General features: G+C 47.4%; 16 protein-coding genes. All 16 read left to right on the plus strand.

The features are described from left to right. Positions 1 to 65: 65 nt before the first annotated feature. The 16 genes from vsple_RS04060 (at position 66) to fliQ (ending at position 16,119) form a co-directional block, all read left to right on the plus strand. Positions 66 to 1,532, plus strand: coding sequence for a sigma-54 dependent transcriptional regulator (locus vsple_RS04060; RefSeq protein ID WP_255231195.1), 1,467 nt, complete (start codon positions 66 to 68; stop codon positions 1,530 to 1,532). 157 nt (positions 1,533 to 1,689) lie between these two features. Next, positions 1,690 to 2,733: a sensor histidine kinase gene (locus vsple_RS04065; RefSeq protein WP_255231194.1), complete on the plus strand. Its 1,044-nt coding sequence runs from the start codon at positions 1,690 to 1,692 to the stop codon at positions 2,731 to 2,733. 29 nt (positions 2,734 to 2,762) lie between these two features. Next, positions 2,763 to 4,172, plus strand: coding sequence for a sigma-54-dependent transcriptional regulator (locus tag vsple_RS04070; RefSeq protein WP_261882733.1), 1,410 nt, complete (start codon positions 2,763 to 2,765; stop codon positions 4,170 to 4,172). A 144-nt stretch (positions 4,173 to 4,316) separates the two neighbouring features. Continuing rightward, positions 4,317 to 4,628, plus strand: a complete 312-nt coding sequence (gene fliE, locus vsple_RS04075) for a flagellar hook-basal body complex protein FliE (protein ID WP_032549664.1) — start codon at positions 4,317 to 4,319, stop codon at positions 4,626 to 4,628. Between the two features lie 16 nt (positions 4,629 to 4,644). Then, complete coding sequence (gene fliF / locus vsple_RS04080; protein ID WP_261882734.1) at positions 4,645 to 6,387, plus strand: flagellar basal-body MS-ring/collar protein FliF; 1,743 nt, start codon at positions 4,645 to 4,647, stop codon at positions 6,385 to 6,387. Beyond that, positions 6,380 to 7,438 (plus strand): flagellar motor switch protein FliG, encoded by a 1,059-nt coding sequence (gene fliG / locus vsple_RS04085; RefSeq protein ID WP_032549661.1) that lies wholly within the window; start codon positions 6,380 to 6,382, stop codon positions 7,436 to 7,438. The genes fliF and fliG overlap by 8 nt, the downstream gene beginning before the upstream one ends. Before the next feature lie 181 nt (positions 7,439 to 7,619). Continuing rightward, positions 7,620 to 8,420 (plus strand): flagellar assembly protein FliH, encoded by an 801-nt coding sequence (gene fliH / locus vsple_RS04090; protein WP_261882735.1) that lies wholly within the window; start codon positions 7,620 to 7,622, stop codon positions 8,418 to 8,420. Then, a complete protein-coding gene (gene fliI, locus vsple_RS04095; RefSeq protein ID WP_255231189.1) occupies positions 8,420 to 9,739 on the plus strand; it encodes a flagellar protein export ATPase FliI in 1,320 nt (439 codons plus the stop codon). The genes fliH and fliI overlap by 1 nt, the downstream gene beginning before the upstream one ends. 54 nt (positions 9,740 to 9,793) lie before the next feature. Next, the gene (fliJ, locus tag vsple_RS04100) at positions 9,794 to 10,231 is read left to right on the plus strand and encodes a flagellar export protein FliJ (RefSeq protein ID WP_032549657.1); all 438 of its coding nucleotides are present in this window, start codon (positions 9,794 to 9,796) and stop codon (positions 10,229 to 10,231) included. Between the two features lie 176 nt (positions 10,232 to 10,407). Then, on the plus strand, positions 10,408 to 12,510 hold the full coding sequence (locus tag vsple_RS04105; protein WP_261882736.1) for a flagellar hook-length control protein FliK: 2,103 nt from the start codon (positions 10,408 to 10,410) through the stop codon (positions 12,508 to 12,510). 54 nt (positions 12,511 to 12,564) lie between these two features. Further along, positions 12,565 to 13,053 carry a flagellar basal body-associated protein FliL gene (fliL, locus tag vsple_RS04110; RefSeq protein WP_261882737.1) on the plus strand — a complete coding sequence of 163 codons (489 nt, stop codon included), beginning with the start codon at positions 12,565 to 12,567 and terminating at the stop codon, positions 13,051 to 13,053. A 7-nt stretch (positions 13,054 to 13,060) separates the two neighbouring features. Further along, on the plus strand, positions 13,061 to 14,104 hold the full coding sequence (fliM, locus tag vsple_RS04115; protein WP_255231186.1) for a flagellar motor switch protein FliM: 1,044 nt from the start codon (positions 13,061 to 13,063) through the stop codon (positions 14,102 to 14,104). A 24-nt stretch (positions 14,105 to 14,128) separates the two neighbouring features. Next, positions 14,129 to 14,539 carry a flagellar motor switch protein FliN gene (gene fliN / locus vsple_RS04120; RefSeq protein ID WP_255231184.1) on the plus strand — a complete coding sequence of 137 codons (411 nt, stop codon included), beginning with the start codon at positions 14,129 to 14,131 and terminating at the stop codon, positions 14,537 to 14,539. Next, positions 14,539 to 14,934, plus strand: coding sequence for a flagellar biosynthetic protein FliO (gene fliO / locus vsple_RS04125; RefSeq protein WP_261882738.1), 396 nt, complete (start codon positions 14,539 to 14,541; stop codon positions 14,932 to 14,934). Before fliN ends, fliO begins: the two co-directional genes overlap by 1 nt. A gap of 64 nt (positions 14,935 to 14,998) precedes the next feature. Further along, the gene (gene fliP, locus vsple_RS04130) at positions 14,999 to 15,838 is read left to right on the plus strand and encodes a flagellar type III secretion system pore protein FliP (protein WP_420833795.1); all 840 of its coding nucleotides are present in this window, start codon (positions 14,999 to 15,001) and stop codon (positions 15,836 to 15,838) included. An 11-nt stretch (positions 15,839 to 15,849) separates the two neighbouring features. After that, positions 15,850 to 16,119, plus strand: a complete 270-nt coding sequence (fliQ, locus tag vsple_RS04135) for a flagellar biosynthesis protein FliQ (protein ID WP_004739854.1) — start codon at positions 15,850 to 15,852, stop codon at positions 16,117 to 16,119.

Here is a 16,119-nt window from a genome sequence, read left to right on the forward strand (position 1 = left end):
TTTTATAGATTACGTTGCTAATGTTTTCCGCATCACACCAATAATAAAGGCAATACATCCTACTTATGCAAGGTTTGTCAAAACTGCTTGTCGTAGACGATAATGCTCAAGAGCGTCACAATTTAAGCACCATATTAGAGTTTGTAGGAGAGGGCTGCGAAGTTGTCAGCTCTGAACAAGCACATAAAGTCGACTGGTCTCAACAGTGGGCTGGGTGCATTATTGGCTCCATTAAAGGTAACGGCTTCACTTCTTTACTCAATCAACAGCTGCTCAAGGCTAACCATATCCCTTTGTTAGTGATGGGTAAGCATAACTATTCTGTGGATGAGTTAACCAACTATGTGGGTGAGCTAGAACTGCCGCTCAATTACCCGCAACTGAGTGATGCATTGAGGCATTGCAAAGACTTTTTAGGTCGCAAAGGCGTTAATGTCGTCTCATCTGCACGCAAAAATACTCTGTTTCGTAGCCTAGTCGGTCAAAGCTCAGGCATTCAAGAGGTCCGTCACCTCATCGAGCAAGTCTCTGCTACTGAAGCTAACGTGTTGATTCTAGGTGAGTCAGGTACAGGCAAAGAAGTTGTAGCTCGTAACATTCACTACCATTCAAAACGCCGTGGTGGACCTTTCGTACCTGTTAACTGTGGTGCCATTCCTCCGGACCTGTTAGAAAGCGAACTCTTTGGTCATGAAAAAGGGGCCTTTACCGGTGCGATCACTGCACGTAAAGGTCGCTTTGAACTGGCGGAAGGTGGAACTTTATTCCTCGATGAAGTTGGCGATATGCCGATGGCAATGCAGGTAAAACTGCTACGTGTACTGCAAGAGCGTTGTTTTGAGCGTGTCGGCGGTAATGCAACATTGCAAGCTAACGTTCGTGTGATTGCAGCAACACACCGCAATCTGGAGAGCATGATTGATGAAGAAGCGTTCCGCGAGGATCTTTACTACCGATTAAACGTGTTCCCAATCGAGATGCCAGCACTGCAAGAGCGTAAAGAGGATATACCGCTATTACTGCAAGAGCTGATGACACGTATGGAAGCGGAAGGCAGTATGCCGATCTGTTTTACTCCGCGTGCTGTTAACTCTTTAATGGAGCATGACTGGCCAGGCAACGTCCGTGAATTGGCGAATCTGGTTGAACGTATGGTTATTCTGTATCCAAACAGCTTGGTTGATGTAAACCATCTACCTACCAAGTATCGCTATAGTGATATCCCTGAATTCCAGCCAGAGTTTAATAGCTTTGTGTCGGAAGAAGAGCAAGAGCGCGACGCACTAGCGGATATATTCTCTGAAGACTTCAGTTTTGATCAACAAGATGATCTCAATGATAACGCCAATGCTCCACAAGAACTGCCACCAGAAGGCGTAAACTTAAAAGAGCTGCTGGCTGATTTAGAAGTGAATATGATCAACCAAGCTTTGGAAGCACAAGGTGGTGTGGTTGCTCGTGCGGCAGACATGTTGGGTATGCGACGTACAACCCTTGTAGAGAAAATGCGCAAATACAATTTGCAGCGATAAATCGGACTGAGGATGGTAGCTCATACACAACTCTGATCTACCTTTTAATCAGAGATAGTCGAGTTGTTGACGGCTTAACTATGTGATAAATATAGCGAATAGCCTGATGTGTGTGGTGCATGTCAGGCTATTCTAGTATTTGAGGCCAATTTTTTATATGCACGCATCCGACCAACCAGAAAACCAATCACACTTAGACTCTGTTGAGCAGCAAGTTGAGCGATACAAGCAAGTACTCGATGTGATGCCTGCTGGCGTTATCTTGTTGGATACTCAAGGTGAAGTGAGAGAAGCCAACCCAGAAGCCCACCGTATATTAGGTGTCGAGCTGGTGGGAGAAAAGTGGTTCTCAGTGATCCAGAGTGCATTTGATCCCAAAGATGATGACGGCCATGAAATCTCACTGAAAAATGGTCGCAAAGTGCGTTTGGCGATCTCTGCATCAACTACTGGTCAATTGATCTTAATTACCGATCTGACAGAAACTCGACTGCTTCAATCTCGAGTGAGTGATCTTCAAAGGCTCTCTTCATTGGGAAGAATGGTTGCTTCGTTGGCGCACCAAGTTCGTACTCCTTTATCCAGTGCGATGCTTTATGCCTCCAACTTAGCTGCGCCAAACTTGCCTCCTGCCACAAAAACGCGCTTTCAAACTAAGCTTATGGATAGACTGCATGATCTAGAGAAGCAGGTTAATGATATGCTGTTGTTCGCTAAAGGCGGCGATAACAAAGTCGTGAAGCCATTTACGGTCTCGGAATTGATTGCGGAATATCAACCGATGGTCGAGACGGCACTTAAGACCAACAACATCGATTATTGCCAAGAAGTTGAAGGTGAAGATACGCAAATGTTTGGCAATGCTAACGCCATCGCTTCTGCGCTAAGTAACTTGGTACTCAATGCCGTACAGATTGCGGGTAAAGAGTCACAAGTTGACGTATTTTTCCGACCAGTGAATGGTGAGCTTAAAATATCGGTACAGGATAGTGGTCCTGGTGTGCCGAAAGAGCTGCAAGGGAAAATCATGGAGCCGTTTTTTACCACTCGCTCTCAAGGTACTGGCCTTGGTCTAGCCGTGGTGCAGATGGTGTGCCGCGCTCACGAAGGGCGATTAGAATTAATATCAGAAGAGGGCGATGGCGCATGCTTTACCATGTGTCTGCCATTGGAACGCCCTTCTACTGCTGAAAGTATTTAAGTTTTAACCGAATTTACACGGAGAATCACATGGCTCAAAGCAAAGTGTTAATCGTAGAAGACGATGAAGGTCTACGTGAAGCCTTGGTCGATACGCTCGCGCTCGCTGGCTACGAATGGCTAGAAGCGGACTGCGCGGAAGATGCTCTGGTCAAGTTAAAGTCTAACTCCGTTGATATCGTGGTATCCGATGTTCAGATGGCGGGAATGGGTGGATTAGCTCTGCTTAGAAACATCAAGCAAAACTGGCCAAATCTACCCGTGCTATTGATGACTGCCTACGCCAACATTGAAGATGCCGTTGCAGCGATGAAAGAAGGCGCGATCGATTACATGGCTAAGCCATTTGCGCCAGAAGTGCTGTTGAATATGGTGAGTCGCTACGCACCGGTTAAGTCGGAAGACAACGGCGATGCGGTGGTGGCTGACGAAAAGAGCCTTAAGCTGATAATGTTGGCCGACAAAGTGGCCAAAACTGACGCAAACGTGATGGTACTTGGGCCGAGCGGTTCAGGTAAAGAGGTGATGTCACGATACATCCATAACGCCTCTAACCGTAAAGATGGCCCATTCGTTGCGATCAACTGTGCAGCTATTCCTGACAACATGCTTGAAGCAACCCTGTTTGGTTATGAAAAAGGGGCCTTTACGGGAGCAATCCAAGCGTGTCCAGGTAAGTTTGAACAAGCACAGGGTGGTACAATCTTGCTCGATGAGATCAGTGAGATGGATCTTAATCTTCAGGCGAAGCTATTACGTGTACTGCAAGAGCGCGAGGTAGAGCGCCTTGGTAGTCGCAAGAGCATCAAACTCGATGTGCGTGTGTTGGCAACCAGTAACCGTGATCTGAAACAGTATGTCTCGGAAGGTAATTTTCGCGAAGACCTGTATTACCGACTTAATGTATTTCCTATCTCTTGGCCACCACTGTGTGAACGCAAGGGAGATATTGAGCCACTTGCTAAGCACCTTATTGAGCGTCACTGCACCAAGCTTGGGATGCCTGTACCGACGATTTCCGCTGAAGCTGTCGGTAAGCTAATCCACTACCCTTGGCCTGGCAACGTTCGAGAATTAGATAATGTAGTGCAACGTGCGTTAATATTAAGCGAACAATCGAACATCACTGGAGAGCATATTTTGCTTGAAGGTGTCGATTGGCAAGATGCTAGCAGTCTGCAGCAGATTGTTGAAGGTAATGACGTCGCAACTCCTGAAGTTAAGCCTATTGCGGAAGTTAACCCCGTCACTAAAGTCTCTTCCGCCAGCGAAGGTCTAGGGAATGAGCTTCGTGATCAAGAGTACGCTATCATTCTCGAGACATTGATTGCTTGTAATGGTCGTCGTAAAGATATGGCTGAAAAACTGGGTATTAGCCCTCGTACACTTCGCTATAAATTGGCGAAAATGCGCGATGCTGGGATAGATATCCCAAACTAAATACGAGTAATCCTGCATTGATTGTGGACATAGAGTACGATAGCTAATCACTCTACCACTGTCTTTTATCAGCAGTGGCACATTAATTGCTCAATCAATAGTAAAGCGACAAAGAAAGTCATAATTTTGACTCTGAGGTAGTAAATGAGAATAGATGGTTTACAAGGCGAGATGCAGGCAATGATGGTCGAAGCTGCAAATACGCGTCCGGCAGCGACTGGACAAACGGTTGGTGCGGATTTCGGCAATATGTTGACGCAAGCCATCAATAACGTGAACTCGTTACAGAAAACCTCAGGAGATCTTCAAACGCGTTTTGACAGCGGTGATGAGAGTGTCTCTCTCTCCGACGTAATGATTGCTCGAAATAAATCTAGTGTGGCTTTTGAAGCGACGATTCAGATCAGAAACAAACTGGTTGAGTCGTATAAAGAGCTGATGAATATGCCGGTATAGTGTTAGGTAGTAGATAGTGGCAGAAAATAGTCAAACAACAGATTTAGCCGTTAGTGATGCGAATGACCATGCACTCGTTGCAGGGGCAGACGTGGACAACGAAGGGCAAAACCCTGATCTAGGTGAGCGCAGTTCATCGAAGTTCGACATGGCGGTAGGTGATCTTGATCTCCTGCGTCAGGTCGTACTTGTTCTTTCGATCTCCATCTGTGTGGCGCTGATAGTGATGCTGTTTTTCTGGGTGAAAGAGCCAGAAATGCGTCCGTTAGGTGCGTATGAGACTGAAGAACTGATCCCAGTGCTTGATTACCTTGATCAGCAAAAAATCGAATACTCATTAGAAGGCAATACCATTTCGGTTCCGGCCAGTGAATATAACTCACTGAAGCTGGACATGGTGCGTGCCGGTCTGAATCAAGAGAAAAACGCAGGTGACGATATCCTAATGCAGGATATGGGCTTTGGTGTATCTCAACGCCTTGAGCAAGAGCGTTTAAAACTGAGTCGCGAACGTCAGCTAGCGAAAGCGATCGAACAGATGAAGCAGGTGCGCAAGGCGCAGGTTTTGTTGGCGTTACCAAAACAGAGTGTGTTTGTTCGCCACAATCAAGAAGCATCAGCATCGGTATTTTTGACGCTTAAAACGGGGACTAACCTCAAGCAGCAAGAGGTCGACTCTGTTGTGGACATGGTTGCCAGTGCTGTCCCTGGAATGAAAACATCACGAATTACGGTGACCGACCAACACGGTCGTCTACTAAGCTCTGGCTCTCAAGACCCTGCTTCAGCGGCTCGCCGGAAAGAGCATGAATTAGAGCGAAATCAAGAGCAGGCGCTTCGTGAAAAGATTGACTCGGTACTGATCCCAATTCTTGGTTTCGGTAATTACACCGCGCAAGTAGACATCCAACTTGATTTCAGTGCGGTAGAGCAGACTCGTAAGCGCTTTGACCCAAATACGCCAGCGACGCGCAGTGAATACACACTAGAAGATTACAACAACGGTAATATCGTCGCAGGCGTACCGGGTGCGTTGAGTAACCAACCGCCGGCGGATGCCTCGATTCCACAAGATGTGGCGCAAATGAAAGATGGCTCATTAATGGGCCAAGGCTCGGTTCATAAAGAAGCAACACGAAATTTTGAGCTCGATACCACCATCAGTCATGAACGTAAGCAGAGCGGCACGGTTAACCGTCAAACTGTGTCAGTCGCGATTAAAAATCGCCAGTCTGTGAACCCAGATACTGGTGAAGTCGTTCACACACCGTTGAGCGAAACAGAGATTAATGCGATCAGACAAGTTCTGATTGGCACAGTTGGCTTTGATGAAGGCCGTGGTGATTTGTTGAATGTGCTGAGCGTTCAATTTGCTCCGCAAGTGACCGATGTGCTGCCGGATGTGCCTATTTGGGATCACCCGAACTTCAACGATTGGGTTCGATGGTTTGCAAGCGCCTTGGTTATCATTGTTGTCGTTCTTGTACTGGTTCGTCCAGCTATGAAGAAACTGCTTAACCCAGCTGAAGACAGTGATGAACAAGCGTATGGTCCTGATGGATTACCGATTGGTGCTGATGGCGAGACCAGCTTGATTGGCAGTGATATTGAAGGTGGTGAACTGTTTGAGTTTGGCTCAAGCATTGACTTACCAAACCTTCATAAAGATGAAGATGTATTGAAAGCAGTACGTGCTCTGGTCGCAAATGAACCAGAGCTAGCGGCTCAAGTAGTTAAGAACTGGATGGCAGATGGCTAATGAAATTGTTCCACAAGGTGAAGGTGGAGAAGTAGCAGAAGTTGCGAACGTTGATATCGCATCAATTTCTGGTGACGAACGCGCAGCGATCTTGTTGTTAAGTCTTAACGAAGAAGACGCCGCGGGTATTATCCGACACCTTGAACCAAAACAGGTTCAGCGTGTGGGTAGTGCAATGGCGCGTGCCGCTGACCTTTCTCAAGAGAAAGTAGGCGCAGTACACCGCGCTTTCCTAGACGATATTCAGAAGTACACTAATATCGGTATGGGTAGCGAAGACTTTATGCGTAATGCGTTGGTGGCTGCTCTGGGTGAAGATAAAGCGAATAACCTTGTTGACCAAATCCTTCTAGGTACAGGCTCGAAAGGTCTTGACTCATTGAAGTGGATGGATCCTCGTCAGGTTGCGAGTATCATCATCAATGAGCACCCGCAGATCCAAACAATCGTACTCTCGTACTTAGAAGCGGATCAGTCGGCTGAGATTTTGTCGCAGTTCCCTGAGCGTGTTCGCTTAGATCTGATGATGCGTATTGCCAACCTTGAAGAAGTTCAACCTTCAGCACTGGCTGAGCTGAACGAAATCATGGAGAAACAGTTTGCGGGTCAAGCTGGTGCTCAAGCGGCCAAGATTGGCGGCCTGAAGGCAGCAGCAGAGATTATGAACTACATGGATAACAACGTCGAAGGCGTGTTGATGGATCAAATCCGCGACCAAGACGAAGACATGGCAACTCAGATCCAAGACCTCATGTTCGTATTCGAGAACCTTATCGAAGTCGACGACCAAGGTGTTCAAAAGCTGCTGCGTGATGTACCACAAGACGTTCTTCAGAAAGCGCTTAAAGGCGCTGATGAAGGTCTGCGCGAGAAGATCTTCAAGAACATGTCTAAACGTGCTGCCGATATGATGAGAGACGATATCGAGGCGATGCCGCCAGTGAAAGTATCGGATGTTGAAGCCGCTCAGAAAGAGATCTTGGGCATTGCAAGGAAAATGGCCGACAGTGGCGAGATTATGCTGTCTGGTGGTGCCGACGAGTTCCTATAAGTTAGAAACGACCAAGCCCCACACTGATGGGGCTTTTCTTTATCGATTTCATTGTTATTTTTGGTTTGCATAAGCGGTGTGCTCGAACGGTTGGTTCTGACTAGTTTCCACTGGGTGACTGAGCTCTTACAGGATGAAGTAAGGTTATGTAAACTTTTGGTCTATTTGATAGGTATTTATTATGTCAGGTGATAGAAAGCGCGGCTTTTTCCGTCCCGATGAGGACAACACGGTAGCGGAACCTCAGAAGTGGGGGCTGCCTGATTATACGTCTGAGACACACCAACAGGCGAAAGAGACCGCTTTTAACTACGACCCAAGCTGGATGCCAACCGTTGAAGAAGCGATTGAAGACGAAGAGCTAGTGTTGACCGAAGAGCAGATCGAGCTGATTAAGCAAGGGGCTTATCAGGAGGGTCTACACCAAGGTCAAGAAGCGGGCTTTAAACAAGGTTACGAGAAAGGCAAAGAAGAGGGTTTCGCGGCGGGCCATGCTGAAGGTACAGAAGCAGGCAAGCTAGAGGGCGTAACTGCTGGACAAGAGTATATTCAGCAACAAGTGGCTATTTTCATGGGGCTTGCCAATCAATTTGCTCAACCATTAGAGCTGATGAATGCTCAGGTTGAAAAACAGCTCGTCGATATGGTGCTGACCATGGTTAAAGAGGTGGTGCATGTTGAGGTGCAGACCAACCCTCAAATTATTCTTGATACCGTGAAAGAGTCGGTTGAGTCTCTGCCTATCTCAGGTCATGCAATCACGCTTAAGCTGCACCCTGAAGATGTCACAATCATTCGTTCAGCTTATGGTGAAACCGAACTGGATTGCCGTAACTGGACGCTTGTCGCTGAACCTGCATTGAATCGCGGTGATGTTCAGATTGAAGCGGGAGAGTCGAGCGTCAACTACCGTATGGAAGATCGTGTTCGTCAGGTTATCCAAAATTTTTGTGGCGTGAATCGTCACCAAGGTAACGAATAGTGCTTGAGCTTGCAGACCGCCTTGGGCAATACAAAGTTGATGGTCTTAAGTCTCGACCAATTGCGTCAGGAAAACTGGTGCGAGTGGTCGGTTTGACGCTAGAAGCGACGGGATGCAAAGCGCCGATCGGCAGCTTGTGTTTGGTCGAAACCATGTCAGGGCAGATGGAAGCGGAGGTAGTCGGCTTCTCTGGTGACAACCTATTTCTAATGCCTAGCGAGCAGATCACCGGTATCTTGCCGGGCGCGCGAGTGACCCCGATGACAAGTGAGAGTGGCATTCCTGTTGGTATGGAACTGCTTGGTCGCGTGATTGACGGTGTGGGTAACCCTCTGGATGGCTTGGGACCACTCTATACTGAGCATCGCGCCTCTTTTAATGCTGAACCCATCAACCCATTGGCACGCAAGCCGATATCAGAACCTCTCGATGTTGGTTTAAAGGCTATCAACGGCTTACTTACGGTAGGTAAAGGCCAACGTATTGGCCTGTTTGCAGGTTCTGGTGTGGGTAAATCGGTGACACTTGGCATGATGACTCGAGGTACAACCGCGCAAGTGGTGGTCGTGGGTCTGATTGGTGAGCGTGGGCGAGAAGTTAAAGAATTTATTGAAGAGATCCTAGGCGAGGATGGCCGTAAGCGTTCGGTTGTCGTAGCCGCGCCTGCCGATGCGTCACCTTTGATGCGACTCAAAGGCTGTCAAACGGCGCTGACAGTAGCAGAATACTTCCGTGATCAAGGTCTTGACGTATTGCTATTGATGGATTCACTGACCCGTTTTGCGCAAGCTCAGCGTGAGATTGCCCTATCTGTTGGAGAGCCGCCAGCAACCAAAGGTTACCCACCGTCGGTGTTTGCTAAATTGCCTGCACTGGTTGAGCGTGCCGGTAATGGCAGTGATGAACAAGGCTCAATTACTGCTTTCTTTACGGTTTTGACCGAAGGTGATGATCTTCAAGATCCGATTGCCGACGCGTCGCGAGCGATTCTTGATGGTCACGTCGTGCTGTCTCGTGAGATGGCGGACGCGGGTCACTATCCTGCGATTGATGTAGAGAAGTCGGTGAGTCGTGTTATGCCGCAAATCACCACCGAAGAGCATGTACTGATGTCGAAAGCGGTAAGACAGGTACTGTCGATTTGTCGTAAGAACCAAGATTTGGTCTCTATCGGTGCCTACAAGCCGGGGACAGATCCAGCGATAGACAGTGCCTTTACGCTTAAGCCGAAACTCGATGAATATCTGCAGCAGAAAATGAAAGAGACGGTACCTTACGATATGTGTGTCAATATGCTGAAACACGTGTTGGGAGGTTAGCTCTGTGACGATCTTTAATGATATGACAGTGTTCAATAAGCTGAGTGTTTGCTGATGGATAACGCACTTGAATTCTTGCTAGAGCAAGCAAAAGAAAAAGAGAATCAGGCGGTGTTGGCACTCAACAAAGCCAATGCTGAGCTGCAAGGTTATTACGAACAAGTCGCGCAGATTGAGAAATACCGTTTGGATTATTGTCAGCAGTTAGTCGACCGCGGTAAAGCAGGGCTAACAGCAAGTCAATATGGACACCTGAATCGATTTCTTACTCAATTAGATGACACGCTATCCAAACAAAAAGAGGCAGAAGGTCACTTCAAGAGCCAGGTTGATAACTGCCAAGAGTATTGGATGGAGCTGCGCAAACAGCGTAAGTCGTACGAATGGTTAATGGAAAAGAAGCAGAAAGAAAAAGCGAAGCTGCAAGACCAACGTGAGCAGAAACAGATGGATGAGTTTTCGACGTTGTTATACAGCCGACAACGTCGCTAGTCTTTCCCTCGAAATTACATTTTATTGACCTTTCTCACAGTATCGTCATCTCAGGCATGTTTTTTGCTTCATTAGCTCTGTTATTACGCTCTTGAATCTTTAGGGTTCGGAGTTTCACTTTCTTTTTGCCGCTCCAAGTACCTTGGCGTCAAAGTGATTAGATAGAGCTTGTACATATGAATGTTAGTCCTTCTTCAAATTCAGTCACTAGCAAAGCCACTTCACTGTTGGAGGCGAGTGGTTCTTCAGCACAAACAAGCGAAAGCAGTGAAGGTAAAGGTTTCTTCGTTTCCCTGAAAGACGCACTGGGTTTTGGTGAAGAGGTAAAAACCCAGGCAGCTAAAGGCAACGAGTCAGGCGATGCCCAGCAAGTAACCGCAGACTCTGATGATACTGAAAAGTCGGAGAATGTCGCCGATACCGCTAAGAAAGTGGCTAGCGACGGACAAGCGTCAGACGGACAGACGGCGTCACAGAGTGAAGATGCGCTTCTAAAAAGCGAGAGTGCCGACAATACCTCGGCCTCAGATGATAAGTCGGTTAAAAAGAGCAACACTGCAGACGCAAATAAAGCTGGGGCTCTTGAAAATGGTGTGCAAAAACCGGCAACACAGGATGTTATTGCTTCAGACAAATCACAGGCCCCTGCGGAGGCATCATCTGCAGTAGAAAAAAGCGTTTCACAGCCAAATACGGCGGCAGAGCCAATGGCTGAAAACAGGTCTCAACCAGTTCAATCGAATGGGCCAGAGTTAACACAGGTTGACCGACAAACGACGGATGCGAGTAAGGCGTCTGCCGCAATGAGTGAAGGCAATAAGCTGCTCGGCCAACTGGATGAGGCAAATAAAACCTTACAAACTTCAGCAAACGGCAAAGACTTGCCTCAAGTCGATTCGACACCAGTTGCGATGATGAGTGACGATGTGCCTGTGCCTCAACTTAAACAAGCACAACTGCAGCAATTGAAGCAGCAGGGTGTGGCACCGCAGCAGATCGAACCATCAGTCAAAGTCGAGCAAAGTACAGTGACTTCTGCTTCTGAGCCAGTTCAACCGTCGCAAGTGTTGACGCAAGCAGAGTTGGAATTGGCGGCTGAGGTAGAAATGCATACTCAAGCCATTAATCAATTGAACACCCAAATTGAAGCAACCGAAATGGTTGTGAATGAGCTAGAGACGAAACAGTTAAGTGGCGAGGATCTTTCCGATGCTGAAAAGGCGACTTTAGCAAAAGCTTCGTCTGAACTAGTCGTGCTTCAACAGCAGCGTACACAGTTAGTTGAACAGGCGAGTCAGCTGGTTAGCCAAGCGCCTGCTGCGATCAATTGGGATGCACCACCGGAAGCATCAGACGTTGCAACGGATAATCCCGAAGAGTGGGTCGCAGCAACGACGGTAGCAGCAGGAGCAAGTCAGCAGATAATGCAACAGAATGTGGCAGTGGATAAAGCTCAAGCGGCACTCGCTCAGTCAAATCACGCCCAATCTGTTCAAATGCAACAAGTTCAGCAAGCGGCAGCCCAACAAGCATCGAGTGCTTCGTCGGGAGCTTCTTCAGCACAGGGCTCGTCGCCAGATTTGAACCTCGCAGCCACACATAACGCCGCAACCAATCTAATGGGTACGGAGATGTTAGCTGCTAAGGCTGGAACTAAGGACGTAATGCTTAAAGCCGGCGCAGGAACGGCAGCACTGGCTGGTTTAGGGCGAGCAACGGGCAAAGAAGACAGTAAAGAGAGCAGTTTTGCACAGCAAATAGCCTCAGCAGCAGGCGTGCAAGGGACGACACCGGTAGGTTCAGCACCGACGCGAGCTGAGATTCAAGCTGCGCAACAAGCACCGCTTCAGCTAACCAAGGAGCTCGCCAACGAGCAAGTAGCTGAAAAGGTGCAGATGATGATGTCCAAAAACTTAAAGAATTTGGATATCCGACTGGACCCGCCAGAGCTTGGGCAGTTAAAGATCCGCATGACAATGAATAATGACGTGGCGAATGTGCACTTTACGGTGACTAACCAGCAAGCTCGCGATGTGATTGAACAGACATTGCCAAGACTGCGTGAGATGCTTGCACAGCAGGGTATGCAGCTTGCGGACTCCTCCGTGCAGCAACAAAGCACAGGGCAAGGACAAGCGCGCTACAATGGCGGTGATGGGGTTGGACAATCAGGTTCAGGAGGTGCAAATGATGGGCAAGGTGACGAAAACCTTGATAGCAACAGCAATCTTGAATTGAATGTCGCGTCAAAGCGTGATGGAATTAGTTATTACGCCTAATATTAGGTGCACACCAAACAGTTAGATGGTTTTAACGACGAATTAGAGATAAGCATGGCAGAAGAACAAGAAGCACCCAAAGGCAAAAATAAATTACTGATCATTATAATTGCAGTTGTCGTGTTACTACTGGGTGGTGGTGGTGCAGCATTTTTTTTAATGGGCTCTGACAGCGGTGCTGCGGAAGCAGAAAACAACGCGCAAACACCAATGACAGCAGCCGAACCTGTCGCTTATGTCAATATTCCACAGCCGTTCCTATTTAATGTCTCTGGCGATAAAAAGGATCGTCTTGTTCAGATTAAAGCGCAATTAATGGTGCGTGGCAGTAATAATCAAGAACTTGCTCGTTACCATTCACCATTGGTTGAAAGCACTCTTTTGGCTACGTTTGCGTCCGCGACGGTAGATCAACTACGATCGCCAACAGGGCGTATCGAGCTGCGAGATAAAGCGACAGAAGATATTAAAGCGAGCCTGACTCAGGCCGTTGGGCAACCTGTTATTGAAAAAGTGTTATTCACTGACTTTGTGATTCAGTAGGCAATCCGTGACCGATTTATTAAGCCAAGACGAAATTGATGCGCTGTTACATGGTGTAGATGATGTTGAAGAGGTAGAAGAAGTCTCAGAAACGGAGTCCGACAATGCCGTTAACTTTGACTTCTCTTCTCAAGATCGAATTGTTCGTGGTCGAATGCCGACCCTTGAGCTTATTAACGAGCGTTTTGCGCGTCATATGCGCATTAGCTTGTTTAATATGTTGAGAAAAACGGCGGAAGTTTCGATTAACGGTGTACAAATGATGAAATTTGGTGAATACCAAAATACATTGTACGTACCGACCAGTCTTAACATGGTGCGTTTCAGACCACTGAAAGGTACGGCACTGATCACGATGGAAGCACGCTTGGTGTTCATTTTGGTAGAGAACTTCTTTGGTGGCGACGGTCGATTCCACGCCAAGATTGAAGGTCGTGAATTTACCCCAACGGAACGCCGTATTATTCAGCTACTTCTTAAAATAGTGTTTGAAGACTACAAAGAAGCGTGGTCGCCAGTGATGGGCGTTGAATTTGAATACTTAGATTCAGAAGTAAACCCAAGCATGGCAAACATCGTGAGCCCAACTGAGGTTATCGTGGTGAGTTCGTTCCATATTGAAGTTGATGGCGGTGGGGGCGACTTCCACGTTGTGATGCCGTATTCGATGGTAGAGCCAATCCGTGAATTACTCGATGCTGGTGTTCAGTCAGATAAGATGGAAACCGACGTGCGTTGGAGCACTGCTTTACGTGATGAGATCATGGATGTTCCGGTTAACTTTCGTGTAAACCTTCTTGAGCAAGATATCTCGCTACGTGACCTAATGGAGCTACGTCCGGGTGATGTGATTCCAATGGATATGCCAGAACATGCGACCATGTTTGTTGAAGAACTCCCTACGTATCGTGTGAAAATGGGGCGCTCTGGAGAGAAGCTGGCTGTTCAAATATCCGAGAAGATTGAACGACCGCATGTGGTTAAAACAGACCTAGCGTTCTTGGGTAAAGACTTGATGTCTGAGCTTGAGAATGATGAAGACAACGAATAATAAGTACGAAAATAGGATTTGGTAATGGAACCTAGTGAAGATCAAAAGTTGGCAGACGAGTGGGCTGCCGCGCTTGGTGAAGATCCGTCGGCACCTTCGATGGATGCGGATGATGTGTTAGCCGCACCACTGGATGAGCTGACAGATTCATCCTCGCCTATCTCTGAAGATGAGCGTCGTAAGCTCGACACCATCATGGACATTCCGGTGACTATTTCGATGGAAGTAGGGCGTTCGCAAATCAGCATCCGTAACTTGTTGCAATTAAACCAAGGTTCTGTTGTAGAGTTAGATCGCATTGCGGGTGAATCTTTGGATGTGATGGTTAACGGCACCTTAATTGCTCATGGCGAAGTGGTTGTGGTCAATGACAAGTTTGGTATTCGTTTGACCGACGTAATCAGCCAAACAGAACGTATTAAGAAACTGCGTTAATGGCAATACGGACTCAAACGCTGGTGGCGATGGGGATAATCATGGCGCCATCTTATGCATTCGCTGCCGCGCCAGACCTCGATTTAGCGACCACATTTGGGTCGCTAATTTTGGTTATAGGCTTCATCTTATTTCTTGCTTGGTTACTTAAACGTATGCAAGTGCCAGCGATGAGCAACCAGCAAGGTTTGTCGATTATTCGCCAAATTCCAGTAGGTACTAAAGAGCGTATCGCGATTGTTCAAGCGGGAGAAGAGCAGTTCTTGGTCGGTATTACCAGCCAATCGATTCAGCTGATCTCAAAGCTTGAAGAGCCTTTATCAAAAGAGATGTTGGAAAAAAGCACCTTTTCAAATCAACTCTCTCAGCTAATGAAGAAAGATGCCAACAAGTAACGGATTTACTCACTCAACGAGTCAACATTTCATTTCAGCTCTGACATCGGTATGCATTACTCTCATGCTGATGGTGTCGTTGTTTTTGAGCCAATCGGTGATGGCGCAAGCTGAAGATGGGCCGATCCCGGCGAACATTGCCGGGTCAGAGTCCGTTACGGTCAGCACGATGCAGCAAGATCAAGCGTCAGCTCAAACCATTACTACAGGCAGTCTCACTGGCAGCGGTGGAGGTATTCCTGCCTTCACCATGACCACCAATGATGAAGGTGGCGAAGACTACTCGATTAACCTCCAGATTCTGGCGTTAATGACCATGCTGGGCTTCTTGCCGGCTATGGTTATCTTGATGACGTCGTTTACGCGTATCGTAGTTGTGATGTCTATTTTGCGTCAGGCGATGGGTCTACAGCAAACGCCATCTAACCAGGTGATTATTGGTATCGCTATCTTTTTGACCTTCTTTATCATGTCTCCGGTGATCAATCAGGTGAATGAACAAGCCGTTCAGCCATACTTGAATGAACAGATCTCGGCTCGACAGGCGTTTGATGTGGCGCAGGAGCCGATCAAAGCCTTCATGCTAAAGCAGACTCGAATTAAAGATCTAGAGACCTTCGTGCAGATCTCAGGCGCTGAAGTGCAAAACCCAGAAGATGTATCGATGGCGATTCTGATTCCTGCGTTTATCACCTCTGAGCTCAAGACAGCATTCCAGATAGGTTTTATGCTGTTCTTACCATTTTTGATCATCGACCTCGTGGTTGCCTCGGTATTGATGGCAATGGGTATGATGATGCTCTCGCCAATGATCGTATCGCTACCCTTCAAACTTATGTTGTTTGTATTGGTTGATGGCTGGAACTTGATACTCTCCACTCTCGCCGGCAGTTTTGCCTTGTAGCTGGAGGACACATGAATCCAGAGATATTTGTTGAGTTATTTAGGGATGCACTTTGGATGGTACTCATCATGGTATGTGCCATCATCATCCCGAGTTTGTTAATTGGTCTGGTTGTGGCGATTTTCCAAGCCGCGACTTCGATTAACGAACAGACCTTGAGTTTCTTACCCCGTCTGATTGTGACGCTTTTGGCTCTGATGCTGTTTGCGCACTGGATGACGCAGATGATGATGGAGTTCTTTTTCGAACTCATCGAGCGTCTGCCGCAAGTCTTGTATTAA

The organism is Vibrio pelagius (assembly GCF_024347575.1).
Classification (GTDB): Bacteria; Pseudomonadota; Gammaproteobacteria; order Enterobacterales; family Vibrionaceae; genus Vibrio; species Vibrio pelagius.

Coding starts and splice junctions, on each gene's coding strand:
- fliL (WP_261882737.1), top strand. CDS start 12,565: ATGGCAGAAGAACAAGAAGCACCCAAAGGCAAAAATAAATTACTGATC.
- fliJ (WP_032549657.1), top strand. CDS start 9,794: ATGGATAACGCACTTGAATTCTTGCTAGAGCAAGCAAAAGAAAAAGAG.
- fliH (WP_261882735.1), top strand. CDS start 7,620: ATGTCAGGTGATAGAAAGCGCGGCTTTTTCCGTCCCGATGAGGACAAC.
- fliG (WP_032549661.1), top strand. CDS start 6,380: ATGGCTAATGAAATTGTTCCACAAGGTGAAGGTGGAGAAGTAGCAGAA.
- fliE (WP_032549664.1), top strand. CDS start 4,317: ATGAGAATAGATGGTTTACAAGGCGAGATGCAGGCAATGATGGTCGAA.
- vsple_RS04065 (WP_255231194.1), top strand. CDS start 1,690: ATGCACGCATCCGACCAACCAGAAAACCAATCACACTTAGACTCTGTT.
- fliN (WP_255231184.1), top strand. CDS start 14,129: ATGGAACCTAGTGAAGATCAAAAGTTGGCAGACGAGTGGGCTGCCGCG.
- vsple_RS04105 (WP_261882736.1), top strand. CDS start 10,408: ATGAATGTTAGTCCTTCTTCAAATTCAGTCACTAGCAAAGCCACTTCA.
- vsple_RS04060 (WP_255231195.1), top strand. CDS start 66: ATGCAAGGTTTGTCAAAACTGCTTGTCGTAGACGATAATGCTCAAGAG.
- fliQ (WP_004739854.1), top strand. CDS start 15,850: ATGAATCCAGAGATATTTGTTGAGTTATTTAGGGATGCACTTTGGATG.
- vsple_RS04070 (WP_261882733.1), top strand. CDS start 2,763: ATGGCTCAAAGCAAAGTGTTAATCGTAGAAGACGATGAAGGTCTACGT.
- fliO (WP_261882738.1), top strand. CDS start 14,539: ATGGCAATACGGACTCAAACGCTGGTGGCGATGGGGATAATCATGGCG.
- fliP (WP_420833795.1), top strand. CDS start 14,999: ATGCTGATGGTGTCGTTGTTTTTGAGCCAATCGGTGATGGCGCAAGCT.